Origin of the sequence: [Actinomadura] parvosata subsp. kistnae (genome assembly GCF_900323885.1) — a bacterium.
Classification (GTDB): Bacteria; Actinomycetota; Actinomycetes; order Streptosporangiales; family Streptosporangiaceae; genus Nonomuraea; species Nonomuraea composti.
This window is the reverse complement of sequence record NZ_OOHJ01000018.1, coordinates 2,638,909-2,665,540: the sequence shown is the minus strand read 5'-3', so window position 1 is coordinate 2,665,540 and position 26,632 is coordinate 2,638,909. Positions and strand designations below refer to the sequence as shown.

Genomic DNA, 26,632 nt, shown 5'->3' with positions numbered 1-26,632 from the left:
CCACCGCGCTGGTTACCGGGAGGTGGCACTTTGCGAACTCTGGAGTCCCCTGGTGAACGGCGGCTTCTGGAGGCGTTCAGACCAGCTTGAGCAGCCCGTCGTACAAGGTGTCCCGCTCCGCGTCGCTCAGGCTCCGGTACGGCTCGGCGGCCCGCCGGTTCGTCTCCGCCTCGATCCGGGCGCGCAGTGGCCCGTCCGGCAGGCCGACGATCTCGGCCGCGGACAGGCCCGCCGCCCGCCAGGCCGCCGCGTGCGCGTCGGCGCGGTGGTAGCGGACGACGGCGAGCCGGTTGAACAGCAGCAGCCCCGGCTCCGCGCCCTCCGGCTCGTACGGCGGCGCCACCAGCTCCAGCGCCCCGCCCGGCAGCCGCCCGGCCGACTCCAGCACCTTGGCCGCCAGCTCGGCCAGGCCCCGCAGGTCGTGGGCCGCCCAGATGCGGCCGGCGGTGGCGGCGTGCACGTCGTAGAGCCGGTGCACGAACTCCAGGCCCTTGCCCGTCAGCCGCAGCGTCCCGTCGCCGTCCTCGGACAGGGTGCGCTGGCGCAGGTGCTCCCGCAGGTCGTGCTCGCGGGACGCGGCGGTGCCGTACCGGTCGATGACGGCCAGGCCCGCGCGGGTCAGGGGGCGGAGTGGGAGCGTGAAGCGCAGGTCGGACAGCAGGCCCGGGGTCACGCCGGACGTGCGGGCGAGGTCGGCGACGGCTCTGGCGGCCGAGGCGTGCACGTTGACGTTGGCTGCGCCGATGACCGGGGCGATGGCCGCTGCAAATTCCGACAGGTCCTGAAATTTCGGCATCGGGATGATTATGGGGTGGTCCGTAGCGGATCCGCAGGGAATCGTCATGGGCCGGCTCCAGGGTGGGGTCAACCGTCCGGCGGGCGGCGGTGTTCTCCCTCCCGCCGTGTCCCCTCATTCCCTGGAGTCCCATGTCCGCCCGCTGGGCCGCCCTGCCCGTGTTACTGGTCGCGGTGTTCGTCACCACGCTCGACTTCTACGTCGCCAACCTCGCCGTCCCCTCCATCCGCGCCGACCTGAACGCGGGCGACGCCGCCGTGCAGCTCGTGATCGCCGGATACGGGCTGGCGTACGCGGCGGGGCTCATCGTCTCCGGGCGGCTCGGCGACCTGCTCGGGCACCGGCGGGTGTTCGCGGCCGGGCTGGCCCTGTTCACGCTGGCCTCGGCCGGGTGCGGGCTGGCCGCCGGCCCGGCGATGCTGGTCGCGGCAAGGATCGGGCAGGGGATCGCCGCCGCGCTGCTCGCGCCGCAGGTCCTCGCCCTCATCGGGCGGCTCTACCAGGGCGACCGCGACCGCGCCAGAGCCTTCGGCTGGTACGGCAGCGCCGTCGGCCTGGCCGGGCTCAGCGGGCAGGTGATCGGCGGGCTCGTCGTGGCCGCGAACCCGATGGGGCTCGGCTGGCGGGCCTGCTTCCTCGTCAACCTGCCGATCTGCCTGACCGCCCTCGCCCTGACCCGCCGCCTGCTCCCCCACGCCGCCGGGACCCGCCGGGACCTCGACCTCGCCGGGGCGGCACTCGTCGCGGCCGGGCTGGTCGCCGTGGTGCTGCCGCTGGCCGAGGGGCGCGAGCGGGGATGGCCGGGCTGGACGTGGGCGTGCCTGGCCGCCGCGCCGCTCCTGCTGGGCGCGTTCGTGCGGCGCCAGCGGCGGCTGGCCGTCGAAGGGCGGGCGCCGCTGCTCGACCTGGCCGTGTTCAGGGAGAGGGGGTTCGCGTGGGGGCTCGTGGCGGTGGGGCTGCTGTTCGGGACGTCGGCGGGGCTGTCGTTCGTGCTCGCCCTCTACCTCCAGGACGGGCTCGGCCTCACGCCGCTCGCCGCCGCGGCCGTCTGCACCGCGCTGAACGCCGGCTTCTTCGCCGCCTCGCTGCGCCCCGGCCGCTTCGGCGCGCCCGTGCTGGTCGTGGGGCTCGTGCTGGTGCACCAGGCACTGGGCTCGGGGCCGCTCCTGGTGGGGCTGGCGCTGCTGGTGACGGAGGCCGGGATGGGGCTGCTGATGTCGCCGCTGCTCTCCTCCGTCCTCGCTTCGGTACGTCCGGAGCGCTCGGCCGCCGCGGCCGGGGTGCTCGGCACCGTACAGGAGGCCGGGGGAGTGCTCGGCGGGACGGTCACCGGAGCGGTCTTCTTCGCCACGCTGGACGGCGGGTGGGAGGCGGCGGCGCGGGCCGGGATCATGGTGCTGATCGTGGCGTCGCTGGGCGTGCTGGCCCACGCGGCGGCCCGCCGGTCCGGGACGGCTCGCGCCGCCGAACGTGAGACTCGCGGCAGTTTCACGTGAAGCATCGGTCAAGGACCTGCCCACGGGTGTGGTGATGAGCCTCGGGGGGTGGCGGCGGGGCGCGTAGCACGATCGGGTGTGCCGACCGGCGGGGTGGCGTGGAATGCTTGGCGCATGGCGCTGCCGTTCCGTCTCGCCCGCACCGCGGTCTTCGCCGTCGTGTGCCTCGGGCTGGGCGTGGCGGCGCACGTGCTCGGCGGTGCTTCCGTGCCGGCGCCGGCCATGGTGGCGGCGCTGGGGCTGGCGTTCGCGGCGGCGTACCCGCTGTCGGGCCGCGAGCGGTCGTTCGCGGTGATCCTGCCGCTGCTCGCCGGCTTACAGGTGGCCCTGCACCTGCTGTTCTCGCTGTCCCACGCCGCCTCGCCGCAGGCGCCGGCCGGTCACCTCCACTCCGGGCTGGTGCCGGGCCTCGGCATGCTCGTCGCGCACGGCCTGGCGGTCGCGATGACCGCGTTGTGGCTGGCGCGCGGCGAGGCCGCGCTGTGGTCGCTGCTGCGCCGGCTGGCCGTGCGGCTGCTGGTCATCTGGCTGCCGCTGCTCCGCACTCCGTTCTCCACGCCCCTGTGCCCGTCCGAGCCGCCCGTGCTGCGCTCGGCGGTGCTGCGGCACGTCGTCAGCAGGAGGGGCCCGCCGCGGGCCGCCGCCGCCTGACCCGCGCGGTCGGGCGAAGACGTCTTCCCTCTTCAGACGACCCCCGCCGCCCGGCAGGGGCTGCTTCGGCATGCCGGGCGGAGAAAGGCATCACCACCATGTACGTTCGTCATGCCCTCGCCCTCGCCTGCGCCGTCGTCGCGCTGACCGCCTGCGCCGGCACCTACTCCCCCGAGCCCTCGCCCGCGGCCACGACCACCGCGAGCGCCGCCGCAGCGCCCTCGTCGGCCGCCACCGGCCTGACCATCACCGATCCCTGGGTGAAGACCACCAAGAAGGGGATGACCGCCGCGTTCGGGACGCTGGTCAACAACACCGGCGCGCCGATCACGATCACGGCGGGCAGCTCGCCGCTGTCGCCCACCATCGAGCTGCACGAGGTGGTCGAGGACGGCGGCAAGATGATCATGCGGCCCAAGCAGGGCGGCTTCGTCGTGCCCGCGCACGGCACCCACCAGCTCCAGCCCGGCGGCGACCACATCATGCTGATGGGCGTCACCGAGGAGGTGCGGCCGGGCGCGCGGATCCCGTTCACGCTCCAGGTGAAGGACGGGGAGCCGCTGGAGTTCACCGCCGTCGGCAAGGACTTCGCCGGTGGCGAGGAGGACTACCAGCCGGGGCACAAGTGATCACCCGCAGAGGGCTCCTCACCGGAGGCGCGGTCACGGCCGTCACCAGCGTCACCGGCGCCACGGCGGCCGGCGCCCTCGCGCGCCGCGACACGCAGCAGCGGGTCACCGAGCGCCGCGACGCCCAGCGGCGGGAGAGCCTGCCGGTCGAGCCCTTTCACGGGGCGCACCAGGCGGGGGTGGCCACGGCGCCGCAGGCCCATGCCGTGTTCCTCGGCTTCGACCTGCTGAAGGGCACCCGCAAGGAGGCGGTCGTCCGGCTGCTCCAGCTCCTCACCGACGACGCCGCCCGCCTCACCCAGGGGCGGCCGGCGCTCGCCGACACCGAGCCCGAGCTGGCCGCGAACCCGGCCCGGCTCACGATCACGTTCGGCTTCGGGCCGGGCCTGTTCGCGGCGGCCGGGGTGAGGTCGCCGGTGGCGGAGTTGCCCGCGTTCTCGACGGACCGGCTGCAGGAGCGGTGGAGCGGCGGCGACCTGCTCGTCCAGGTGTGCGCGGACGACACCGTGACGGTGGCGCACGCCGTCCGGATGATCGTGAAGGACACGCGGTCGTTCGCCAGGGTGCGCTGGACGCAGCGGGGCTTCCGCAGCCCGAACCGCCGCAACCTGATGGGCCAGATCGAGGGCACGGTGAACGCCACCGACCTCGACCGGGCCGTGTGGATCGGCGACGGGCCGCTGCGCGGCGGCACCACCATGGTCCTGCGCAGGATCCGGATGAAGCTGGAGACGTGGGACGCCGCCGACCGGGTGGCCAGGGAGTTCACGATCGGGCGGCGGCTGAGTGACGGGGCGCCGCTCACGGGCACGGCCGAGACCGACGCGGCCGACTACGCCCGCAAGAACCGGCTCGGCTTCCCGGTGATCTCCGAGTTCGCCCACATCAGGCGGGCGCACGTGGCGGATCCGGCATTGCGGCTGCTGCGGCGGCCGTACAACTACGACGAGGGACTGTCGGCCGAGGGCGAGTCGGACTCCGGGCTGCTGTTCGTCTCCTTCCAGGCGGACGTGGCCGCGCAGTTCGTGCCCGTGCAACGCATGCTGGCCGAAGGTGACCTGCTCAACGAGTGGGTCACGGCCATCGGCTCGGCCGTGTTCGCCGTGCCGCCGGGATGCGCGCCCGGTGGGTGGATCGGGGAGGGGCTGCTGGGCTGACTTTCGATCCCGCGCCGGGTCCGGCCGCTCGGCGCGGGGCTCAGCCGTACCGGCCGATCGGCGCGGGGGTCAGGGCGGCGGCCAGGTCGGCGGCCAGCGGCTCGATCTCCGGCAGGTCCAGGGACGAGACGGTCAGGCGCAGCGCGGGCGGCGAGCCGATGCGGTTGCGGGCGCCGGGCGCGCAGGCCCAGCCGCGCGCCAGCAGCCGGGTGATGGCGGTGGACTCGTCGGCGACGGGGATCCACACGTTCAGGCCGGTACGCCCGTACGCGCGCACGCCACGTTCGGCCAGCGCCGTCACCAGGCCGTTCCTGCGGGCCGCGTACGACGCCGCGACCGTGGCGGGATCGGCCGCGTTCGTCCGCCAGAGGTGGGCGACGGCGTGTTGCAGCAGGTGGCTCACCCAGCCGGCGGCCAGCCGCTGCCGCCCGCGCAGCCGCTCGAGCGTGACCGGGTCGCCGGTGACCGGGGCCAGGCGCAGGTCGGGGCCGAGCGACTTGGCCGTGGAGCGGACGTGGATCCACCGCGTCGTCGCGCCGGCCAGCGGGTGCAGGGGCAGCTCCACGAACCCGGCCCCGTGGTCGTCCTCGACCAGCAGCACCTCCGGGTGCGCCGCCAGCAGCTCCCGCAGCTCGCCGGCCCGGGCGGCGGAGACGGCGGCGCCGGTCGGGTTCTGGGCGCGGGCGGTCATCACCACGGCTCGCGCGCCGGCCCGCAGCGCCCGGTCGAGCTGCTCCGGCAGCGGGCCCTCGTCGTCGAGCCGCATCGGCACCGGCCGCAGCCCCAGGACGGCGACCAGGTCGAGCAGGGCCGTCCAGCCCGGGTCCTCGACGGCGATCGCGTCGCCGGGGCGCAGGTGGGCGGTGAGCACGCGCTCGACCGCGTCGAGGGTGCCCGACGTGATCGCCAGCGGCGCGGCCGGCACGCCGTCGGTCCGCAGCCGCCGCCCGGCCAGGGCCAGCAGCTCCTCGTCGTCGCCGGTGCCGTACATGGCGGGCCGTTCCTCGTGCGCCCTCGCCGCCACGGCCAGCGCCTCGTGCAGCGGCGGCAGCAGGCGCGGGTCGGGGTTGCCCTTGCTCAGGTCGCGCACGCCCGGCGGCACCTCGACGCGGATCTCCTCGCGGAAGGTGCTGGCCGGCCGCGACCTGACCCGCGTGCCGCGCCGCCCGGCGGTCTCGATCACGCCGCGCTCGCGCAGCAGCCGGTACGCGGCCGCCGCCGTGCCCGGGCTCACCCCGGCCAGCGCCGCCACCTCCCGCACCGGCGGCAGCGTCGCCCCCGGCGGCAGCCGCCCTTCGGACACGGCGGCCTCGACGCCCGCCGCTATCTCGCTGGCCGTCCCACCCTCGATCGTGTACTTTTCTAGCACAAAAACTATTATGTACTGATACAAAAGGTGATGCGAGTGCTCATCCACCCATGGGACGCCGCCCAGGACGACGAGGAGTGGCGGAGCTGGCTGCGTACCCGCGACTTCGGCCAGATCGCGGTCAACGGCGTGGCCGGCGCGGCACCCGTGGTCGTGCCGACGCACTTCTTCTACGACGGCGACGCCGAGGTGCTGCTCCACCTGGCCAGGCCCAACCCGATCTGGGCGGCCCTGGAGGCCAACCCCGTGGCGGTGGTCAGCGTGCACGACGACTACGCCTACATCCCCACGTCCTGGCGCTCCGACTCCCCCGAGACCGGCGTGCCGACCAGCTACTACGCCGCCGTCCAGCTCGTGTGCCGGGCCGAGATCGTGGACGACAAGGAGGGCAAGGCCGAGATCCTGCGCCGCCAGCTCGCCCACCACCAGCCGGCCGGCGACCACGGCGAGGTGTCCGCCGACGCGGGGCCGTACCGGAAGATGTTGTCCTCGATCCGGGGGCTGCGGCTGCGGGTGGAGGAGGTGCGCGCCAAGTTCAAGTACGACGCCCACCGCCCGGCCGAGCTGCGCGAGCGGGTGTCGCGCGGCCTGGCGGAACGCGGCCTGCCCGGCGACGCCGCCGCCCTGGCCCACCAGCGCCGGCGAGGCGCCACCACCACCTGACGAAGCCACTGGCACGGCCCGGCGGTTGCTGATGCTGGCGATTTCAGCCTAAACTGAAATCGCTAGCAAGGACAGTGGCCATTAGGATGTCCCCCATGACAGTGCAGGACGGCCCCGACCGCGAGCAGGTGCTCGAATGGGTCGAGCGGGTGGCGACGTTCGTCTCCGAGGAGTGGGGCCTGGCCCCGATCACCGGCCGCATCCTGGGCTGGCTCATGGCCTGCGACCCCCCGGCCCAGACCGCCGGCGAGATCGCCGACGCCATCGGCGCCAGCCGCGCGTCCCTGACGACGAACATGCAGCTCCTGACGTCCATCAAGCTCATCCGCAGGTTCCGCAAGCCCGGTGAGCGCAACGTCTACTACCAGATCGAGGACGACGCCTGGTCGAAGGTCATCCGGCAGAAGCTCGCCGCGTTCACCGCGTTCGACGAGCTGGCGGCCGAGGGGCTGAAGCTGGGCTGGCCCGACGAGACACGCACCGCGCGCATCCGCTCGGCCAGGTCCTCCATCGCGGCGCTGGCCGAGGTGCTCGACCAGGCCATGACCAAGCACGACTGATCCCCTGGCGAGCCCCGGCGGGAGCCGTTCCACACCCTGTGGACAACTCCCTCATCCTGTGGATAACTCTGTGGCAATCCTCCTACGGGACGGTGCCGCCCGTGGTACGGACGGCACCGGCCGCAGATCTCGCCTCTGGTGGCCGTTTCACCTGGTCAGACCCGTAACGCCGGAGCCCCATACCACACCTGCGGCGGCGTCCGGGACGTTACGGAGGACCGTTGTCAACAGGTTGCGCTCCACCACCCACAGCCTGTGGATGAACTCACCAGTTCCAGTACGACCGCGCCTCGGACTTCCACTCCTTCGGGAAGTACTGGTGAATCTTGAACGCCATCCCCTGGCCCCGCGCGATGTACTGGTCGCGCTCCAGCCTCCTCGCGATCGGCTTGCCCGGGCTGCCGTTGTTGTCCCACCACGACTCCCACTGCTTGATGCAGGTCTGGTTGCCGAGGTACTGGTTCGAGCAGGGCGCGGGCGGCGACCAGATCTGGGTGTGCCCGAAGTCGACGACCTTGCCCGACGACTTCTCGGTGATCGTCCCCCACGCCTTGAGGCAGTACCCCTCAGGGGGAATGCTCCACTTCACGTAGTGCTGCTGCCCGGACGTGGCGAAAGTCTGGAGATTTCCGCACTTGGCGTCGCCGATCTGCTCCTTGGTGACCCTGACGGTGTAGTACGTCCCGTTGTCCCGCCACCCGTCCAGCATCAGCCAGTCGCCGCTGCGGACGAACTTCTCCGCGTACGCCGGCGGCCACGTCTTCGGGTCGCCCCAGCTGATCTCCGACGTCGTGGACGACAGAGGCTTCCACGTCCACTGCCCGGCGGCCTGACCGTCCGCCCAGTGCTGGCCGGCGCTGCGCTCGGCGAACCGGGAGTACTGCCCGTAGTTCTCGGCCGCCTGCGCCGGCGCCGTCAGCGTCGCGAGCACCGTGACCGTCGCCGCCCCCACGACGGCGCCGGCCCGTACCCTCTTCCTCTGGTTCATCACCGGCAGCACCGTAACGCCGCCGTCCCGGAGCGCCGGTTCAGATCAAAAATCCTCGAACCATCCGGCGTGGTTGACTCGGGTATTCACCTGACCTGAGGGGGCGGCATGGCTGTTGACCGTGTGCGGAGCGTGGTGTTCGGCGAGGCGGTGGACCTGTACGAGTCGGCCCGGCCCGGCTATCCCGAGCGGCTCGCCACGGAGGTGCTGGAGTACGCGCCGGACGGGCCGGTGCTGGAGGTCGGAGCGGGAACGGGCAAGGCCACGGCCGTCTTCGCCGCCCGCGGGATCGATCTGACCTGCGTCGAGCCGGACGAGCGCATGGCGACGGCCCTGGCCGCCAACTGCCCCGGCGTACGCGTACAAGTCGGGATTTTTGAGGACTACACCCCCGACCGCCGCTTCGCCCTCCTGTACTCCGCCCAGGCCTGGCACTGGGTGGACCCGGAACGGCGCTGGGACCTCGCCCACGCGGCGCTGGCCCCGTCCGGCGCGCTGGCCCTGTTCTGGAACCACTACCTCGTCACCGACCCCGCCCTGCGCGCCAGACTCGCCGAGGTCGACCACCGCCACGGCGTGTCCAGCTTCAGCCTGCACCAGGACCACCCGATCAGGAACGAGGAGGTCCAGCACCTGCTGACCGGCGACCCGCGCTTCACCGACCTCGACGAGCGCTCCTACACCTGGACGGAGTGGTACGACGCGGCCCGCTACCTCGACCTGGTCCGCACCATCTCCGCCTACCGCATCCTGCCCCCGGAGCGGCGGGAGCCGCTGCTGGCGGAGCTGGCCTCGGCGCTGGGCGACGGCATCGAGATGACCTTCGTCACCGACCTCACCCTCGCCCGCCGCACGCCCTCCCCCTCGTAGCGGTTCCCACGGTGAGCCGCGCCGCCCCGCCACGCGTTCACGTCCTCGTCAGGACACGGGGGTCGTCCTGGCTCTCGCGCAGGCCGAAGCGGGCGTGGAAGCGGCGCAGCGGGCGGGGTGCCCACCAGTTGGCCTTGCCCGACAGGGTCATCACCGCCGGCACCAGCAGGCAGCGGACGATGGTGGCGTCGATGAGCACGGCCACGAACAAGCCGATGCCGAGCTGCTCGATGTCGCTCAGTTTCGCGGTGCCGAAGCAGGCGAACACGATCAGCATCAGCAGCGCCGCGCACGTGATGACCCGGCCGTTGACCTGCAGCCCGCGGCGGACGGCGGTGTCGTTGTCGGCGCCGTCGTCCACGGCCTCCTTGATCCGGCCGAGCAGGAACACCTCGTAGTCGGTGGAGAAGGCGAAGGCGAAGACGAACACGACGAGGAACACGTACGGGCTGAGGCCGGGCAGTGTCAGCGTGTCCAGCGGCCCGGCCAGCCAGCCGTGCTGGAACAGCAGCGTCATCACGCCGAACGTGGCCGCCAGCGACAGCAGGGTCAGCACGAGCGCGCTCAGCGGCACCAGCAGCGAGCCGGTCATGAGGAACAGCAGCACGAACACGGCCACGACCGTGACCAGCACGGCCTTCGGCAGGTCGGCGGCCGTCTCGCCGACGAGGTCGATCAGCACCGCCGCCTCGCCGGCCACCCACGAGGGCCCGCCCGGCGGCCGGTCGGCGCGGACCCGGCCGACCAGGTCCTGGGCGGCCTGGCTCTGCGAGCTGTCGCGGGTGTCGAGGACGACGGAGGTCAGCCCGGGGCCTTCGACGACGACGGGGCGGACGCGGGAGACGGCGGGGTCGTCGCGCCACTTGGCCGCCCACGCGGTGAGCGTCCTGCCGTCGGCGCGGGAGACGACCATGACGGCCGGGTCCACGGCCTGCCCGTAGCGGGTGCCGAGCTCCTTGGCGACCCGTACGGACTCCAGGTCCGGCGGCAGGCCGGCCAGGTTCGGCTGGGCGACTCGCACGGTGAGCAGCGGCGCCGCGACGGTCAGCAGGATCGCGGTGGCGGCCAGCGCGACCAGCCCCGGCCTGCGCTGGGTGAAGCGGGCGAGCCCGGCGAAGAACCCGCTGTCGGTTCCTCTGTCGGTTCCCCTGTCGGGCCGGCCGGCGCGGTGCCGCCGTGACGGCTTGATGCGGCGGCTGAACACGCCGAGCAACGCGCCGGTGAGCGTCAGCGCGGTCAGCAGCGCCACCAGTGTGGACGTCATGCCGGCCACGCCGAGCGTCTGCAGCCGGGGCACGTCGAAGAACATCAGGCCGCTCAGCGTCGCGATCACCGTCAGGGCGCTGAACAGGATGGTCCGCCCGGCCGTCGCCCACGTGCGGGCCACGGCCTGACCGGGTGCGTGCCCGGCGGCCAGCTCCTGCCGGTACCGGGCGACCAGCAGCAGGCCGTAGTCGATGGACAGGCCCAGCCCCATGAGCGAGACGACGCTGATGACGGTGGTGTCCATCTCGACGAACGCCGTGAACGCCAGCACCCCGGCGAACGCGCCCAGGATCGTGACCACCGCGCCCAGCACGGGCAGCGTGGCCGCGGCGATGCCGCCGAACACGAAGACCAGCACGACCAGCGTCAGCGGCAGCGCGAACATCTCCGCCGTGGTCAGGTCGCCCTGCGAGGTCTCGTCGGTCTGCCGGTCGATCATGTCCTGGCCGCCGATGCTGACCGCGGCCCCGGGCAGCTCCCTGGTCAGCGCGCGCAGGCGCTCGGCCGCCCGGTCCAGCACGGCGTCGCCGGTCTGGTAGTCCATCTTGTCCAGGTCGACGGTGAGCGCCAGGCCGCGTCCGTCGGATGCGGCCTGCGGCTCGTGCACGTGCTTGACGCCCTTGATGGCGCGTACGTCGTCGAGCGCCGCGCGGACGGCGCGGCCGGTCGGCGCGCTGCCCGCGGCCACCCCGTCCACGAGCGCCACCAGCCGGGCTCCATGGTCGCGCCCGTCGGCCAGCGCCTGCAGCGCCACGTCGGACTCGGTGCCCTGCGGGGCCCGGTTCGCCGCCAGGGAAGCGAACAGCGGCCCAGCCGAGCCGAGGCCCGCCGCCGCGATGACCAGCCACACGACCAGCACCCACCAGCGGCGGCGGAAGCAGAAGTTCCCTAACCGTGCAATCATGCGACCAGGTTCGCAACGGGCGGCCCTGCCGGTCACGGATGGCAGTGCCCGTCTTGGGGTGGCACTAGCTACAGGTCAGGTGCAGTGCGCCCAGCTACGGCTCCACGTGCCCACCCAGTTCGGCCAGGTGGAGGCCCCCATGACGCGGGTGAGCGCGGCGCGGCGCTCCTTCGGGTGCTCCTCGACGGCCGCCCGCTCCAGGGCCAGCGCGCGGACGAGGGCGTGGAAGCGGTACTGGTCGGACATGCCGCTCGTGGCGGGCAGGCTGTCCAGCAGGCGGGCGTCCACGAGCTGCTCGGCCAGGTCGCGGGCCTCGGCCACCTTCGTGTCGAGCACCACGGCGGCCGTCCACAGCGAGAAGTTGGGCACGTCGAGCAGCGCCAGCAGGCGGAAGGCGTGCCGGGCCGCCGGTGACAGGCCCTGGTAGCTCTGGATCAGGCTGGTCCGGACGTTGGAGTCGGCGATGCGCAGCTCGTCGAGCCGGCGGTGCTGCACGTCGAGGCGGCGGGCGAGCCTGGCCAGCCGCCAGTACGGCTTGGCCGCCAGCCGGGCGCCGGCGATCCTGATGCTGAGCGGCAGGTGGCCGCACAGGGCCACGATGCGCTCGGCCTCCGCGTGCTCGGCGCGCATGCGTTCCTCGCCCACGATGCGGCCCAGCAGGGTCAGGGCGTGGGCGGGCGCCAGCACGTCGAGGTCGAGGATGGGCAGCCCCTCCAGGGCCGACAGCCGGGCGCGGCCGGTCACGAGCACGCCGCAGTCGCGGCCGGTGGGCAGCAGGGGGCGTACCTGCTGCTCGCTCGCGGCGTTGTCGAGCAGCACCAGCACCCGCTGGCGGATCAGCCGGCTGCGGTAGAGCTTGACCCGATCGTCCAGGCCCGGCGGGACCACGGCGGCGTCCACGCCGAGCGCGCGCAGCATGCCGCCGAGCGCGTCGAGCGGGGTGACCGGCTCCGCGGTGAGGCCGCGCAGATCCACGTAGAGCTGGCCGTCGGGGTAGCTGTCCTGGCACTGGTGGGCGACGTGGACGGCCAGCGCGGTCTTGCCGACCCCGGCCATGCCGCTGATGACGCAGCCGGCCAGGGGCGCGCCCGCGTCGTGCCGCTCCAGCATCGCCGCCAGGTGCTCGCTCTCCGCGAGGCGGCCGGTGAAGTCGGCGGTGTCCGGCGGGAGCTGGGCGGGCCGCACCGGCGCGGCGGCGGACGGCCGTACGGGAGCGTCGCCGCCGGCGGGCGCGTCGAGGCCGGGGTCGGCGGCCAGCACGCGCGTGAACAGCTCGCGCAGGTCGTTGCCCGGCTCGATGGACAGGTCGTCGGCCAGCAGGCGGCGCAGCTCCTCGTACGCCGTCACCGCCTCGGCCTGCCGCCCGCTGCGGTAGAGGGCGAGCATGAGCTGGCCGCGCAGCCGCTCGCGCCACGGATGGTCGGCGACCAGCCCGGTCAGCTCGGCCACCAGCTCCGCGTGCCGGCGCAGGGCGAGGTCGGCGTCGATCCGGTCCTCCAGCGTGGCCAGCTTGGCCTCTTCGAGCTGCGGGCGCTCGGCGTCGGTGAGCAGGTCGGTCGCGCCGGCGAGCGCGGGGCCGCGCCACAGCGCCAGCGCCCGGGTCAGCACCTCGCCCGCCTCCCGCGCGACGCCCCGCTCCAGCAGGTCCCTGCCGCGCCTGGCGAGCTGCTCGAAGACGACCAGGTCGAGCTGGCCGGGGTCGACTTCGAGCAGGTAGCCGGGGCGTTGCCGGACGATCGGCACGCCCAGCTTCTGCCGCAGCCGGGACACGTAGATCTGGATCTGCGCCTCCGACGTCGCGGGCGGATGCTCTCCCCACAGCATCGCCGCGATCCGGGAGTCGGGGACGATCCGCGATCGGGCCAGGAGCAGCGTGGCCAGGAGCGTGCGCATCTTCGAGGCGCTCAGCTCGACGAGGCCGCTGCCGTCGCCGGCCTCGATGGAGCCGAGCAGCAGGAAGCGCAGATGGTGAGCACGGTCGATGTGGGCATGATCGTTGTGGGCATGGTCGTTGTGGGCACGGTCGATTTGGGCACGGTCAACTAACGCCATCGCATGGCCCCCGTAGTGGATTCGTCTCCCCGTGTCGTGCGTTCGCGGGGCCCCCACCCCTACGCACAATGGGTAGTGTGCCATGAAAAGTGGCGCTTACTCTGGACAAATGCCTTAACGCCGTGTTGCGATCACGCGGAGAGTGCGAGGGGCAGCTCGACCTCGATCGTCGTCCCCTGACCGGGCGGGCTGTGCAGAGCGAACGTGCCGTCGGCCGAGGCCACCCGCTGGCCCAGCCCGCGCAGCCCGCTGCCCGAGCCCGCGTCCGCGCCACCACGGCCGTCGTCACGGACGCGCAGGCGCAGCCGGCCCCCGTCCGCCGCCACGCTCACCTCGGCCCTGCCCGCGCCCGAGTGCTTGGCCACGTTCGTCAGCGCCTCCGAGACCACGAAGTACGCGATCGACTCGATGAGCGGCGGCGGCCGGCCCGGCAGGTCCACTGAGAGCTCCACCGGCACCGGCGAGCGGCCCACCACCCCCGACAGGGCCGCGTCGAGCCCCCGGTCGTCCAGCACCGACGGGTGCAGGCCGCGGATGAACCCGCGCAGCTCCGCCAGCGCCTCCGTGGCCTCCTCCTGCGCCTCGGCGAAAGCCCGGCGGGCGGGCTCGGACAGGTCGGGCAGCGTCTCCGCGGCGATCGCCAGGTTGACCGCCAGCGCGGTGAGCCGCTGCTGGGTGCCGTCGTGCAGGTCCCGCTCGATCCTGCGGCGCTCGGCCTCGATCGCCTCCAGCAGCCCGGCCCGGCTCTCGGCCAGCTCCTTCTCGCGGGCGTTGCCCAGCAGCGCCATGGCGGCGCCCACGTCCATCGCGGCGGCGGCGCGGGCGATCCACGGGGCCAGGAAGAGCGCGGCCAGCCCGGCCGCCACCAGGCCCGCCAGCGTCACGGGGGAGCCGAGCCGCCAGCCGAACATGTTCATGCCGGGCAGCGCCCACGCGTACAAGGGGGACAGGGTGAACGTCAGCGCGGCGGCCAGCGCCAGCGCGGTCGCGCCGAAGCCGAGCCCGCCGATCAGCGGGGCGATCAGGTGGTAGCTGAGCTGGCGCCAGGTCGTCTCGCTGCGGGCCTCCCGCATCACCCGCGCCAGCCAGCCGCCCTCGGTGGGTCGCGGCGGGATGGGCAGGTCCACTCCGAGGAGCGTGGCGAAGCGCGAGCGCTGGAGCGCGGTGCAGGCGCGCACGCACCAGGCCAGCGCCGCCTGGGCGAAGACGGCCAGCACGGTCAGCACGATCGACAACGACAGGCTCATGGTGAGCACGCCCAGCACCACGAGCAGGACGCAGCCCAGGAGGGCGACGGGGAGGCCGGCGGCGAGGTGCAGGACCGACATCCAGGTGCGCGCGCTCACGGGCGCGCGCAGGAGCTCCCGCACCACCCGGCTCGGCCCGCGCCCGCCATTCGTGAGCCCGCGCCCGCCGTTCGTGAGCCCCTGCCCGCCATTCGTGAGGCCGCGCCCGCCTTTCATGAGCCCGGGTCCGCCGCCGGTGGGGTGCCCGGGGCGTGCGGGCTGGTCAGGGTGCATAGGTGGAGTCCCCGATGGTGATGTCGGCGGTGTCGGTGCGGGCCTCGATCGTGGCGGGGGAGGACGGGTCTTGTCCGACCGCGACCGTCTCCATCCCCTCGGCCGAGTCCGCCCGCACGTTGTAGGCGTGCCGGGGCAGGGTGAGCGCGATGTCGCCGGACGACGTACGGGCCGCGACCCGCGAAGGCACCCCGCTGAAGCCCAGCCGCACGTCCCCGGAGCCGGCCCGCGCGCTGACCTGGCCCCCGCCGAGCCCCTCGCCTCGCACGTCGCCGGAGTCGGTCTCGACGCTGACGGGGCCGCGCAGGTTCGCCAGCCGGACGGCGCCGGAGACCGTGCGCACCGTGACCGGCAGGTCCGCGGGCAGCCAGACGCGGTACACGGCCGAGCAGCCCGGCAGGTTGAGCGCGGGCGGGCAGTCGATGCTGAGCCTGAGCGTGTCGCCCTCCCACCGCTCGCGCGGAGCGGGCTTGCCCGAGGCCCACGTGAGGTGCCGCTCGACCTCGACGGCGCCGGACTCGTACGCCTGGAGGACGACCTCCGTGCCGGTCACGTCGATCTGCAGCCGCGCCGGCCGCCGATACTCCTGGCGTTGCGTCTCCGACTGCCTGCCCAGCCACGAGAGCACGGTGACCGTGCACGCCAGAACGGTGAACGCGAGCACCACCGCGCCCGCGGCCAGCCACAGCGGACGCGCCCCCGCACGAGCTTGCTGCACGGATCCTCCTGCCCGCGGGCTCCCTGGGGACACAAAGCGTCGAAGGTCGTCGCCGGGGCCGAGGAGTGCCGGGGTGCCCCACGCGCGGTTTCAGCGTACTGCGCGCGGCGCGGGACGGACCAGGACCGAACCGATCACCGCGGACCGGAACCGGCTACAGTGGAACCGCTTGTGTGGTGCCGACGGCGGGTGACCTGGGGAGAGGCCGTGCGCGTGGCGATCGCCGAAGACTCCGTCCTGTTACGGGAGGGCATCACCCGCATCCTGGAGGCCGGCGGCATCGAGGTGGTCGCGGCCGTGGGCGACGCCGAGGAGCTGATCGCGGCGGTCGAGCGGTTCTCGCCCGACGTGGTGGTGGTGGATGTCCGCATGCCGCCGACCAACACGACCGAGGGGCTGCGGGCGGCGCTCAAGCTGCGCAGGGAGCGGCCGGAGATCGCGGTGCTGGTGCTGTCGCAGTTCGTCGAGGAGCGCTACGCGACCGATCTGCTGTCGGGCGACATGTCCGGCGTGGGCTACCTGCTGAAGGATCGCGTCGTCGACGTCAAGGGGTTCCTGCGGGCGGTGCGGCAGGTGGCCGACGGGGGCACGGTGCTCGACCCCGAGGTGGTCTCCCAGGTGCTGGCCCGCCACCGCGACCCGCTGAAGGGCCTGACGCCACGCGAGCTGGAAGTGCTCGGCCAGATGGCTCAGGGACGTTCCAACGCGGGCATCGCGGCGGCGCTGGTGGTCAGCGAGAGCGCGGTGGCCAAGCACGTCAACAACATCTTCGCCAAGCTGGGGCTCGCGCCGACGGACACCGACCACCGCCGGGTGATCGCCGTCATCCGCTTCCTGCAGTCGTCCGGCACCGCGCATCCGTGATCGGAGCACTTTCCTCCGTGGTGCCCCTGTAACAGAATGGTATTCTGCCCCTCATGCCTGCTTCACGGGGCCGCGCCACAGTGTCCTGAGCTGCGGCCCGGCGAGGCGAGGTGCAGACAGCTTCCGGGCGGATGGTGGCACAGCGGGTAGCGACAGCTCGCGGTCCGATCGACACGATGGGTGCATGAGGACGATGCCGAGAAGTGAAGGAGCCACGGGTGCCCGCGAGTGGTGCCCGCTCCTCCTGAGCGCCAAGCCGCCCGGCGGGTGCGGCCTCGAGTGCCCGCCGGGCGCGTACAGAGCGGAGCAGTACTCAGCGGCCGTGCCGGGCCAGCGGGTGTGCGGAGAAGTCGAAGGTCAGCGACCGCTCCCGGCGGGCGACTAGCTCGCTGAAGAGCAGCCGCCCCGCCTCCGGGGGCGGCGGCGGGTGCGGCAGGCCCAGCCGGTCGGCCAGCCGGCCCAGCGCGACCAGCAGCCACGCGGTGGTGAACGGGTCGCGGCGCGCGGCCCACACGCCCGCGCAGGCGCCCGCGGCCAGCACCAGGCTGTACCGCTCGGCGAGCACGAACGTCTCCGCCGACGCCGACACCGTCCGCTCGCGGGGCGGCAGGTCCACGCACCGCTCCCGCAGCCCGGCCAGCTCGCCCAGGAAGACGTCCCGCAGCGGCGCCAGCTCCGGCAGGTCGGCCAGCGCCAGCGCGGCCGTCAGCGAGTCGGCGCCCCGCGCGTCCGCGGCCAGCAGGCTGAAGTCCAGCTCGGGCAGCTCCTCCCCCAGCCTGAACAGCTCGGGCCCCGCCGGGTCCGCCCGCAACCAGCTCCGCCGGGCCAGCCGGGGCAGCTGCGGGATGATCGTGGACAGGCAGGCCGCGGCGCTGGCGTGCGCGAGCGCGGTCACCGCCAGGTCCCGCTGGTACTTCTGGAACAGCCCGTACGGCCCCTCCCTCAGGTACGAGCGCGCCCCCAGCAGCACCGACAGCTCGTACGAGGCCGACTCCATGAGCGTCGAGACGACGTACTTGGAGGCCGCGGCGACCACGCTGGTCCGGTCGGGCAGCAGGTGCAGGGCGCGCCCGGCCACGCCGCTGAAGGCGTCGCACACCAGCAGATCGGCCAGCGCCCCCGTCAGGCAGGCCCTGGACTGGGGGAGGTCGGCGACCGGCCGCCCGTAGAGCACCCGTTCCCCGGCGAAGCCGGCCGCCAGCCTGAGCTGGGTGTCGAGCACGCCGACGACGATCGCGGGCAGCGCCGTACGGGTGACCTGGAAGGCTCTCAGCGCGGTCTCCAGGCCCGCGCCGCGCTCCCCGACCACGCTGTCCTCCGGAACGGGGCAGCGGTCGAAGTCGATGCCCGCGAGCAGGCTCGCCCGCAGGCCCGAGGTGGGGAAGCGCGGCAGGACCCGGTAGGTGTCCGGCGGCGCGTCGGCCAGGTCGAGCAGCAGCGTGGAGTGGCTGCGGCTGCCCGGCTCGTCGCTGGTGCGGGCGAACAACGTCACCGCGCGGGAGCGGGCGATGTTGTTGATGAGCTGCTTCGCGCCGGTGACGAGGAAGCCGCCGCCGGGCGCGGGGTCGGCGCGCAGGGCGACGCGGGTGAAGTCGGCGCCGTGGGCCAGCTCCGTGAACGCCGCCGCCGCGCGCTCGCCCCCGAGCAGCAGACCGGCCAGCCGGTCGCGTTGCGCGGGGCTGCCGTCGGTCCAGACGGGGACGGCGGCGATGAAGCTGGTGATGCCGTAGCCGAGGCCGAGGGTGGGGTCGCGCCGGAAGATCGCCCGCATGACCTGGACGAGCCCTTCGACGCCGGTCAGCCGGCCGCCGAGCGAGCGCGGCACGAACTCCTCGGCGAGCCCGGCGGCGGTCAGCGCCTTCTCCCCGGCGGCCGACAGCTCGCCGCGCTCGTCGGCGTCCAGGACGGCGGCGAAGCCGAGCGGGTTGGACGCGTCCCACGGGTCGCCGAGCACGGCGTCCAGACCCCGCGCCTGCGCCTGCGTCTGCGCCTGCGCTGGCGCCTGCGTCGGTGCCTGCGCCTGCGCCTGCGCCTGCGTCGGCGTCGGCGTCGGCGGAGCGGTGTGCGGGGCCGGTGGCGTCGGGTGCGGGGCCGTCATGGGGCGGGGTCCGCGCCGCGGCACCACTCCAGGACGGCCATGGCGCTGTGCAGCTTGTTCTCGGCCTGGTCGAAGGCGATGCTGCGCGGGCCGTCGAGGACTTCGGCGGTGACCTCCTCGCCGCGGTGGGCGGGCAGGTCGTGCATGAAGACCGCGTCGGGGCTGCCCCGCCACAGGTCGGCGGTCACCTGGAAGGGCGCGAAGATGTTTCGCCAGTTCGCGTCCGGCTTGCTGGTGCCGGTGGTCTGCCAGCGGGTGGTGTAGATGACGTCCACGCCCTCGGGCAGGTCCTTCATGTCGTGCCGTTCGGTGACCACCTTGGGGTCGATCCTGGCCAGCACCTCGCCGGTCAGGCCGTAGCCGGGCGGGGTGCGCAGGTCGAGGTGGGCCGAGCGGTACCTGCTGAGGGCCAGGGCCAGGGCGGCGGCGGTGTTGTTGCCCTCGCCGACGTACAACACGCGCAGGCCGTCGACGTGGCCGAAGTGCCACAGCAGCGTGGTGAGGTCGGTCAGCGCCTGGGTCGGGTGCTCGGGCGCGCTCATCGCGTTGATCACCGACATGCGGTTCCCGGCGGCGAACGCGCGCAGCTCGGCCGGGTCGCCCGCGGTGCGGGCCACGAGGACGTCGAGCATGCGGCCGAACACCTGGGCCGTGTCCTCGACGGTCTCGCCCGTGTTGGTCTGCAGGTCGTCCGGGCCGTAGGCGATGGTCTGCGCGCCCAGCCGCAGCGCGCCCGCCGTGAACGCGGTCCTGGTCCTGGTCGAGGTCTTGCGGAAGTAGATGCCGGCGAGGTGCCCGGCCAGCGGCGTGCCGGCCGCGGCGGTGCCCTCGCGGAAGCGGACGCCGCGGGCGGCCAGGCGGTGGATGTCGCCGTCGGTCAGGTCGTCCACCGAGATGAGGTGCCGCGTTGTGGTCATGTCCCCGTCCCCACGTTTTCCGAAGCGGATATCTCGGCGCGCAGCTTGGCCTCCACGACGGCGGACAGGCGCGCGAGGCTCGGGTTCCCGAAGACCTCACGGGCGCCGACCTCGATGCCGGTCTCCTCGTGGACGCGGGCGATCATCCGCAGCACGAGGATCGAGTTGCCGCCGAGCTGGAAGAAGTCGTCCTGGGCGCCGACCTTGTCGATGGCGAGCACGTCCTGCCACACCTCGGCCAGGCACGCCTCCACCACCGTGCGCGGGGCGACGAACGCGGCGGCGCCCACCTCGTCGCGGCCCGGCTCGGGCAGCGCGGCGCGGTCCAGCTTGCCGTTGGCGGTCAGCGGGATGCGCTCCACCGGGACGATCGCGCTGGGCACCATGTACTCGGGCAGCCGCCCGGCCAGGGCCTGCTTCAGCTCGCCCGGGTCCAGCTCGTCGCCGGCCGGCTCGACGTAGCCGAGCAGGGTGTCCGCGCGCAGCACCACGACGGCGTCGCGGACGCTGGGCTGGTCGAGCAGCGCGCTCTGGATCTCGCCCAGCTCGATGCGGTAGCCGCGGATCTTCACCTGGTCGTCGGCCCGGCCGAGGAACTCCAGGCCCCCGTCCCGGCCGCGCTTGGCCAGGTCGCCGCTGCGGTACAGGCGGGAGCCCGGCGGGCCGTACGGGTCGGGCACGAACCTGGCGGCGGTCAGCGCGGGGCGGCCGAGGTAGCCGCGGGCCACGCCGGGGCCGCCGACGTACAGCTCGCCGGGGACGCCGGGCGGGGCGGCGGCGCCGTACTCGTCGAGGAGGTGGACGCGCAGGTCGGCGAGGGGGTGGCCGATGGGGCTGCCGGCGTCGTCCGGGCCGATCTCGTGGAAGGTGGTGTGCACGGTCGTCTCCGTGATGCCGTACATGTTGATCAGGCGCGGGCGGGTGGTGCCGAGCCGGCGGATCCACGGCCGCAGCTCGCCGAGCTCCAGCTTCTCGCCGCCGAAGATCACCGCGCGGAGGCTGAGCCGGTCGATGCGCGGGTCGCCCTCCGCCGCGTACGCGACGAGCTGCCGGAACGCCGAAGGCGTCTGGTTGAGCACGGTCACCTTCCGCGCCACGAGCAGGTCGAGGAAGCGCCCTGGGTCGCGGACCAGCTCGCGCGGCACGACCACGAGCCGGCCGCCGTGCAGCAGCGCGCCCCACATCTCCCACACCGAGAAGTCGAAGGCGTAGGAGTGGAAGAGCGTCCACACGTCGTGCGGCCCGAAGCCGTAGTGCCGCTCGGTGGCCGTGAACAGGCGCAGGACGTTGGCGTGGGTGACCACGACGCCCTTGGGGCGGCCGGTCGAGCCGGAGGTGTAGATGACGTAGGCCGGGTCCTCGGGGCGTACGGCGGGGTCCGGTCCTGGCTCGTCCCCGGTTTCGAGGGAGTCGAGCAGGACGAGGTCGCCGGGCAGCCCGTCCGCCAGGTCCGAGGTCGTCACCACGGTCCTGGCGCCCGCGTCGGAGACGATGAAGGCGATCCGGCCGGCCGGCTGGCCGGGGTCGAGCGGCAGGAAGCCCGCGCCCGTCTTCAGCACGGCGAGCAGGGCGGGCACCAGGTCGGGCCCGCGTTCGAGGCACACGCCGACCAGCTCGCCGGGCCCGGCGCCGCGCGCGGCCAGGTGGCGGGCGAGGCGGTCGGCGCGGGCGTCGAGCTCGGCGTAGGTGAGGGTGTGCTCGCCCCATTCGACGGCGACCGCGCCGGGCGTCCGCGCGGCCTGGGCCTCGAACACCTGGTGGACGCACCTGGTGACGGGCTCCGGCTCGGCGGCGGGCCGGTCATGTCCGTGCGGCTCGCGCAGTTCGATGAGCGGCCGGTCGCGCTCGTGCGGCTCATTGAGCGGCCGGTCGCGCTCGTGCGGCTCGTTGAGCGGCCGGTCGCGCTCGTGCGGCTCGCGCAGTTCGATCGCCGACAGGTGCAGCCCCGGGTCGGCGGCGACCTGTGACAGCAGCCGCACGAGCCGGGTGGCCAGCGCGCGTGCCGTCTCCTGGTCGAACAGGGCGGTGGCGTACTCGATGGAGGCCGGCACGGAGCCGTCGGGCCGGCGCTGGGCCAGCAGGCTGAGGTCGGTCTTGGCGATCCGCCACGCCTCGCCGAGCGCGCCCACGTCGTCGGGGTGCAGCTCGGTGTCGGTGTGGCCGACCTCGTGCAGGTCGAAGGTGGCCTGGTAGAGCGGGGTGCGGGACAGGTCGCGGCCGGGCTGCAGCTCCTCCACCAGCCGGTCGAACGGCACCCGCTGGTGCGCGAACCCGGCCCGGCAGACCTCGCCGGCCCGCCGGACGAGCTCCTCGAACGTGGGGTTGCCGGTCAGGTCCATGCGCAGCGCGAGGGCGTTGAGGAAGAAGCCGACCACGCCGTCCAGCTCGGGCCGCTCCCGGCCGGTGACGGGGGTGCCGATGGCGAAGTCGCGCTGGCCGGAGTGCCGGGACAGCAGCGCCGCCCAGGCCGCGAGCAGCACGACGAACAACGTCGTCCCCTGCCGCCTGCCCTGCTCGGCCAGGGCGGCGGCGAGCGCGGCGGGCACCTCGAAGGTGACCATGGCGCCGCGGTGGTCGCGGTGCGCCGGGCGCGGCCGGTCGGCGGGCAGGTCGAGGGCGGGCACGCCGGCGAGGTGGGCGCGCCAGTACTCCAGGGAGGGGGCGAGCCGGTCCTCGGTGAGGGTACGGCGCTGCCAGGCCGCGTAGTCGGCGTACTGGAGCGGCACCGGCGGCAGTTCCTCGCCCGCCCACAGGGCGCGCAGCTCGGTGTCGAGCAGCACCGACGACCAGCCGTCGCAGGCGATGTGGTGCAGGGTGACGAGCAGCACCCGCTCGCCGCCGGAGGTCGCCAGCAGCGCCCGCCAGACCGGCCCGTTCTCCAGGTCGAAGCCCCGGGAGAGGTGGGCGGCGAACAGTTCGGGCAGCTCGCCCTCGGCCACGTCCAGCTCGACCTGCACGTGGTCGTCGACGACCTGGCGGGGCTCGCCGTCGCGGACGGTGTAGCGGGTGCGCAGGGGCTCGTGCCGGCGGGCCAGCTCGCGCAGGCCGCTCGCCACGTCGGCGACGGTGACGCCGGCGGGCGGTCGGACGAACAGCGGGGCGACCCATTCGGGGCTGCCGGGCTGGATCCGGTCGAGCAGCCACAGGCGGCGCTGGCCGTAGGAGAGCGGCAGGTCGGGGCCGCGCGGGGCCGGGCGGACGGGCTCGGTGTCGTCGTGGTGGCCGGCGACGAGGGCGGCCTGGCCGGCCACGGTGGAGACGGCGTACAGGTCGGGCAGGGGAACGCCCAGGAGGCCGGCGAGCCGGGTGAGCAGCAGCGAGGAGCCGCCGAGCTGGAAGAAGTCGTCGTCGGCGCCGATGCGCGGCACGTCGAGCAGCTCGGCCCACGCGGCGGCGACCTTGTGCTCCTCGGGGGTGCCGAGCGGCCGGAACTCCGCCCGGCCGCCGTCGGGCGGGGTGGTGAGCCTGGCCCGGTCGACCTTGCCGCTGGGCAGCAGGGGCAGCTCGTCCGCCATGACGAACCTGGTCGGGACGTGCGTGCCGGGCAGGCTGCCGAGGGCGAAGACGCGCAGCGCCGCCGGGGTCGCCGGGCTCGCCGTGGTGACGTGCGCGACCAGGGCGCCGTCGGCGGCGGTGACGACGGCGGCGGTCACGGCGGGGTGCCGCTCCAGCACGGCCTCGATCTCGGCCGGCTCGATGCGCACGCCGTTGACCTTGATCTGGTCGTCGAGGCGGCCCAGGTACCGCAGGGCGCCGTCGTCCCCCCATCGGACCAGGTCGCCGGTGCGGTAGAGGCGCGACCCCGGCGGGCCGTGAGGGTCGGGCACGAACCGGTCGGCGGTCAGCGCAGGCCGCCCGTGGTAGCCGCGGGCCACGCCGGGCCCGCCCACGTGCAGCTCGCCGGGCACGCCGAACGGGGCGAGGTGGCCGGAGGAGTCGAGCACGAGCACGCGCATGCCGGTGATCGGCCGCCCGATCGGGATCGGGCCCTCCTCCTGGTCCGGGTCCACGGGGTGGGCGGTCACGTCGATCGCGCACTCGGTGGGGCCGTAGGTGTTCCAGATCCGCAGCCCGGGAAGGCGGGCGCGGCGGGTCAGGTCGGCGTGCAGCGGCTCCCCCGCCGAGAACAGCAGCCGCAGCGCCGGCAGGCCGGCCCAGCCCGGCTCGCGCACGAGGCGGCGCAGCAGCGAGGGGACGACCTGGAGCACGGTGACGCGGTGCCGCCGGGCCAGCCGGACGATCTCGCCCGGGTCGCGCTCGGCGCCCGGGGGCGCGACGACCACGGTGCCGCCCGTGACGAGCGGCCCGACCATCTCCCATCCGGCCGCGTCGAACGTCACCGACGTCTTGTGCAGCAGCCGGTCGTCCGGGCCGAGGTCGTGGGTGCGGGCCGTCCAGGTGACGCGGTTGGCGATGCCCTCGTGCGTCACGACGACGCCCTTGGGCCGCCCGGTCGAGCCGGAGGTGTAGATGACGTACGCCGCATCGCCGCCGGACACCGGCGTCTGCTCCGCCTCGGGCCCGTCGCCGGCCTCGGCGAGCAGGCCGGGGGTCACCACGACGGACGGCGCCGCGTCCGCGAGGATCCCTTCGCGGCGCTCGCGCGGGTGGTCGGGGTCGAGCGGCAGGTAGGCCGCGCCGCACCGCCAGGCGGCCAGCACCGCCACGATGAAGCCGGCGCCGCGCGGCAGGTCGATGCCCGCGATGTCGCCGCGGCCGATTCCCCGGCTCCGGAGCCGGTGGGCCAGCCGGGCGGCCCGGCGGGTCACCTGGGCGTAGGTGAGCGTGGTGGTTCCGTCGACGACCGCGACCGCGTCCGGTGTGGCTGCCGCGCGCCGCCACACCAGGTCGCCGAGGAATCGGTCCGCGGCGCTCACCGCAGGCTCAGCGGGCGCATGTCGGTCCAGACCCGGTCGATGTGCTGGAGGCACTCTTCCCTGGTGCCCCCGGTGCCCTCGGCCCGCCAGCCGGCGGGCAGGTCGCGGTCGGCCCACCAGACGGAGTACTGCTCCTCGTCGTTGAGCACCACGAGGTATCGGTCACTCATGTCGGCTGTCTCCTCGAAGAAAAGGGGTGGATGGTCAGGCGTGGACGGGTTCGGGCTGCGGCAGGAAGTCCTCGACCGGCACGCCCAGCCCGCGTTCGCGGGCCTCGTCCGCGACGTACCGGGCGAGCGCGATGTCCAGGACGCCGAGCCCGAACGGCGAGAAGATCACGGGACTGTCCTGGCCGCCGGGCAGGGTGGACGTGCCGCGCAGCAGCCCGCCCAGGGTGGCGTGGACGAAGTCGCGCCCGCCGGTGCGCAGCTCGGCCAGGTGCAGGGAGGTGCGCTCGCGTACGGCGTGGTCGACGTCGTCCACCACGTTGCGGGCGGCCAGGATCGTCTCGGGCACGATGTCGCGCAGCGAGATGTGCAGGACCACCGCTCCCGGCCTGACGCCCGCCAGCGTCAGGTGCGGCTCGACGGCGGTCGTCGCGATGGAGACCAGCTCGTGGGCGGCCACGGCCTCGCCGGCGGCGGCGGTGATCGTCAGGCGGGCGTGCGGCAGCAGCGCCGCGGCCCGCTCGGCGAACTCCCCGGCGCGGGCGGGGGAGGAGTCGTGGATCGTCACCTCGGGGATCGCCGGGAGCGAGGCGGCCAGGAACCGCAGCGTCTCGAAGTTGATCAGCCCGCAGCCGATCATGGACACGCCGGTCGGGCGGGCGCCGCCGAGCAGCGTGCCCGCGGCGACCGCGGCGGAGGCCGCCGTGCGGGCGGCGGAGATCCGGGCGCCCTCCAGGAACGCCTCGGGGCGGCCGGTCTCCATCGAGTTCAGCACGATGGTGGCGCTGGCGCGGGCCAGCCCGGCGGCGAGGTTGGCGGGGAAGGACGCGACCCACTTGATGCCGGCGGCAGGCTGGTCGCCGCCGAGGTAGGCGGGCAGGCCGATGATGCGGTTGGCCCGGTCGCCGGGGAAACGCAGGAACGTCGAGTGCGGCACGGCCGTGGCGCCCTCGTCGTGCCGCCGGTAGGTCCGCCGCACCAGATCGAGGACGGCGCCCTCCGCGCCCGTCAGGATCTCGCGCACCTCGTCGTGTCGGATGATCAGCACGTTCAGTCCTCGTCCTTCCACAGATGGGAGACCTCTCCGAAGGTGCGGCGCACCCAGGCGTCGGAGTAGATGGTGTTGAGGTAGCGGTCGCCGCCGTCGGGGAAGACCAGCACGCAGGTGGAGCCGGGCGGGATCTCCGCGCGCAGCGCGGCCAGCGCCGCGACCGTGGCGCCCGACGAGCCGCCGGCCAGGATGGCCTCGCGCTCCGACAGCTTCCTGCAGCCGACGACGCAGTCCAGGTCGTTGACGTGGACGACGCGGTCGGCGGCGTCCGGGCGGAAGAGGGCGGGGCGGACGGCGGCGCCGTGGCCGGGCAGCAGCCTCGGGCCGCGCGTCTGCCCGTCGAAGATCATGCTGCCGACCGCGTCCACGGCGTTGATGGTGATCGGCAGGCCGTGGGCGCGCACGTAGTCGGCGCAGCCCACCAGCGTGCCGCACGACCCGACCGAGCAGAGCAGGTGGTCGATCTGGCCGTCGAGGGCTTCGACGATCTCGCGCATGGTGGCGTGGTGGGCGCGGGAGTTGAGCGGGTTGCCGTACTGGTCGGGGTGGTAGGCGTGCGGGACGGTCTCCATCAGCTCGCGTACCCGCTGGATGCGGCGCGGCAGGTACTCGCCGGTCTCCGGGTCGGGGGAGTCGACCACCTCGACCTCGGCCTGGAACGCCTTCAGGATGGCCAGGTTCTGCTCGGTGGTCTTGGCGTCCACGACGCAGATGAACCGCACCCCGAAATATCGGCAGATCTGCGCCATCCCGACGGCGAGGTTGCCGGAGCTCGACTCGATGACCGTGGAGCGGCCGGGCTCCAGCTCGCCCGCGCGGATGGCCTCGGACAACATGCTGAGCGCGCTGCGGTCCTTGATGCTCCCGCCCGGGTTGAACCGCTCCAGCTTGGCGAACACGCGGGAGTGGAAGCCGGGGAACAGCCGGTCGAGCCGGACGAGAGGGGTCTGCCCGACGGTGGCGAGGATGCCGTCACGGGTTATGGGATAAGGCACAGAAGTGGGCACAGCGCTGGCTCC

General features: G+C 74.0%; 21 protein-coding genes. 8 read left to right on the top strand and 13 right to left on the bottom strand.

Annotated features, from left to right (window positions below):
• Positions 1–76: 76 nt before the first annotated feature.
• A complete protein-coding gene (locus KIS93_RS32295) occupies positions 77–796 on the bottom strand; it encodes a hypothetical protein (RefSeq protein ID WP_080044100.1) in 720 nt (239 codons plus the stop codon).
• 131 nt (positions 797–927) lie between these two features.
• Between KIS93_RS32295 and KIS93_RS32290 the strand changes: the two genes are divergently transcribed.
• The 4 genes from KIS93_RS32290 to KIS93_RS32280 all read left to right on the top strand — a co-directional run bounded on the left by KIS93_RS32290 (position 928) and on the right by KIS93_RS32280 (position 4,729).
• Complete coding sequence (locus KIS93_RS32290; protein ID WP_080044101.1) at positions 928–2,292, top strand: MFS transporter; 1,365 nt, start codon at positions 928–930, stop codon at positions 2,290–2,292.
• A gap of 114 nt (positions 2,293–2,406) precedes the next feature.
• The gene (locus tag KIS93_RS32285) at positions 2,407–2,943 is read left to right on the top strand and encodes a hypothetical protein (protein ID WP_080044102.1); all 537 of its coding nucleotides are present in this window, start codon (positions 2,407–2,409) and stop codon (positions 2,941–2,943) included.
• Between the two features lie 98 nt (positions 2,944–3,041).
• The gene (locus tag KIS93_RS63665; protein ID WP_222107679.1) at positions 3,042–3,572 is read left to right on the top strand and encodes a copper chaperone PCu(A)C; all 531 of its coding nucleotides are present in this window, start codon (positions 3,042–3,044) and stop codon (positions 3,570–3,572) included.
• Positions 3,569–4,729 carry a Dyp-type peroxidase gene (locus KIS93_RS32280; protein WP_222107678.1) on the top strand — a complete coding sequence of 387 codons (1,161 nt, stop codon included), beginning with the start codon at positions 3,569–3,571 and terminating at the stop codon, positions 4,727–4,729. Before KIS93_RS63665 ends, KIS93_RS32280 begins: the two co-directional genes overlap by 4 nt.
• Before the next feature lie 40 nt (positions 4,730–4,769).
• On the opposite strand, the gene KIS93_RS32275 is transcribed toward KIS93_RS32280, so the two are convergent.
• The gene (locus tag KIS93_RS32275) at positions 4,770–6,098 is read right to left on the bottom strand and encodes an aminotransferase class I/II-fold pyridoxal phosphate-dependent enzyme (protein ID WP_080044104.1); all 1,329 of its coding nucleotides are present in this window, start codon (positions 6,096–6,098) and stop codon (positions 4,770–4,772) included.
• Positions 6,099–6,134: 36 nt separating this feature from the next.
• Between KIS93_RS32275 and KIS93_RS32270 the strand changes: the two genes are divergently transcribed.
• Entirely contained in the window at positions 6,135–6,761 is a 627-nt protein-coding gene (locus KIS93_RS32270) for an FMN-binding negative transcriptional regulator (RefSeq protein ID WP_080044105.1), read from the top strand.
• Between the two features lie 95 nt (positions 6,762–6,856).
• Positions 6,857–7,321: a GbsR/MarR family transcriptional regulator gene (locus tag KIS93_RS32265; RefSeq protein WP_080044106.1), complete on the top strand. Its 465-nt coding sequence runs from the start codon at positions 6,857–6,859 to the stop codon at positions 7,319–7,321.
• 265 nt (positions 7,322–7,586) lie between these two features.
• On the opposite strand, the gene KIS93_RS32260 is transcribed toward KIS93_RS32265, so the two are convergent.
• Positions 7,587–8,309, bottom strand: coding sequence for a hypothetical protein (locus tag KIS93_RS32260; RefSeq protein ID WP_222107677.1), 723 nt, complete (start codon positions 8,307–8,309; stop codon positions 7,587–7,589).
• Between the two features lie 108 nt (positions 8,310–8,417).
• Between KIS93_RS32260 and KIS93_RS32255 the strand changes: the two genes are divergently transcribed.
• A complete protein-coding gene (locus KIS93_RS32255; RefSeq protein ID WP_080044107.1) occupies positions 8,418–9,179 on the top strand; it encodes a class I SAM-dependent methyltransferase in 762 nt (253 codons plus the stop codon).
• Positions 9,180–9,216: 37 nt separating this feature from the next.
• Here the strand turns inward: KIS93_RS32255 and KIS93_RS32250 are convergent, their stop codons facing one another.
• The 4 genes from KIS93_RS32250 to KIS93_RS32235 form a co-directional block, all read right to left on the bottom strand.
• The gene (locus KIS93_RS32250; protein WP_080044108.1) at positions 9,217–11,349 is read right to left on the bottom strand and encodes an MMPL family transporter; all 2,133 of its coding nucleotides are present in this window, start codon (positions 11,347–11,349) and stop codon (positions 9,217–9,219) included.
• Positions 11,350–11,424: 75 nt separating this feature from the next.
• Positions 11,425–13,401: an AfsR/SARP family transcriptional regulator gene (locus KIS93_RS32245; RefSeq protein WP_186404536.1), complete on the bottom strand. Its 1,977-nt coding sequence runs from the start codon at positions 13,399–13,401 to the stop codon at positions 11,425–11,427.
• A gap of 131 nt (positions 13,402–13,532) precedes the next feature.
• Complete coding sequence (locus KIS93_RS32240) at positions 13,533–14,864, bottom strand: sensor histidine kinase (RefSeq protein ID WP_080044110.1); 1,332 nt, start codon at positions 14,862–14,864, stop codon at positions 13,533–13,535.
• A 46-nt stretch (positions 14,865–14,910) separates the two neighbouring features.
• Positions 14,911–15,639, bottom strand: a complete 729-nt coding sequence (locus tag KIS93_RS32235; RefSeq protein WP_186404535.1) for a DUF4097 family beta strand repeat-containing protein — start codon at positions 15,637–15,639, stop codon at positions 14,911–14,913.
• A 207-nt stretch (positions 15,640–15,846) separates the two neighbouring features.
• Here KIS93_RS32235 and KIS93_RS32230 point away from each other — a divergent pair, with 207 nt between their 5' ends.
• Positions 15,847–16,503 carry a response regulator transcription factor gene (locus KIS93_RS32230; RefSeq protein WP_080047378.1) on the top strand — a complete coding sequence of 219 codons (657 nt, stop codon included), beginning with the start codon at positions 15,847–15,849 and terminating at the stop codon, positions 16,501–16,503.
• A gap of 313 nt (positions 16,504–16,816) precedes the next feature.
• Here KIS93_RS32230 and KIS93_RS32225 read toward each other — a convergent pair whose 3' ends face one another.
• The 6 genes from KIS93_RS32225 to sbnA are packed head-to-tail and all read right to left on the bottom strand — an operon-like array spanning position 16,817 to position 26,608.
• Positions 16,817–18,601 (bottom strand): acyl-CoA dehydrogenase family protein, encoded by a 1,785-nt coding sequence (locus KIS93_RS32225; RefSeq protein WP_080047379.1) that lies wholly within the window; start codon positions 18,599–18,601, stop codon positions 16,817–16,819.
• The gene (locus KIS93_RS32220; protein ID WP_080044112.1) at positions 18,598–19,518 is read right to left on the bottom strand and encodes an ornithine carbamoyltransferase; all 921 of its coding nucleotides are present in this window, start codon (positions 19,516–19,518) and stop codon (positions 18,598–18,600) included. Before KIS93_RS32220 ends, KIS93_RS32225 begins: the two co-directional genes overlap by 4 nt.
• On the bottom strand, positions 19,515–24,395 hold the full coding sequence (locus tag KIS93_RS32215) for a non-ribosomal peptide synthetase (protein ID WP_155128833.1): 4,881 nt from the start codon (positions 24,393–24,395) through the stop codon (positions 19,515–19,517). The genes KIS93_RS32220 and KIS93_RS32215 overlap by 4 nt, the downstream gene beginning before the upstream one ends.
• Complete coding sequence (locus KIS93_RS32210) at positions 24,392–24,565, bottom strand: MbtH family protein (RefSeq protein ID WP_155128835.1); 174 nt, start codon at positions 24,563–24,565, stop codon at positions 24,392–24,394. Before KIS93_RS32210 ends, KIS93_RS32215 begins: the two co-directional genes overlap by 4 nt.
• Before the next feature lie 34 nt (positions 24,566–24,599).
• Complete coding sequence (gene sbnB, locus KIS93_RS32205) at positions 24,600–25,610, bottom strand: 2,3-diaminopropionate biosynthesis protein SbnB (RefSeq protein ID WP_080044114.1); 1,011 nt, start codon at positions 25,608–25,610, stop codon at positions 24,600–24,602.
• Positions 25,611–25,612: 2 nt separating this feature from the next.
• Positions 25,613–26,608 (bottom strand): 2,3-diaminopropionate biosynthesis protein SbnA, encoded by a 996-nt coding sequence (gene sbnA / locus KIS93_RS32200; protein ID WP_186404534.1) that lies wholly within the window; start codon positions 26,606–26,608, stop codon positions 25,613–25,615.
• Between the last annotated feature and the right edge of the window lie 24 nt (positions 26,609–26,632).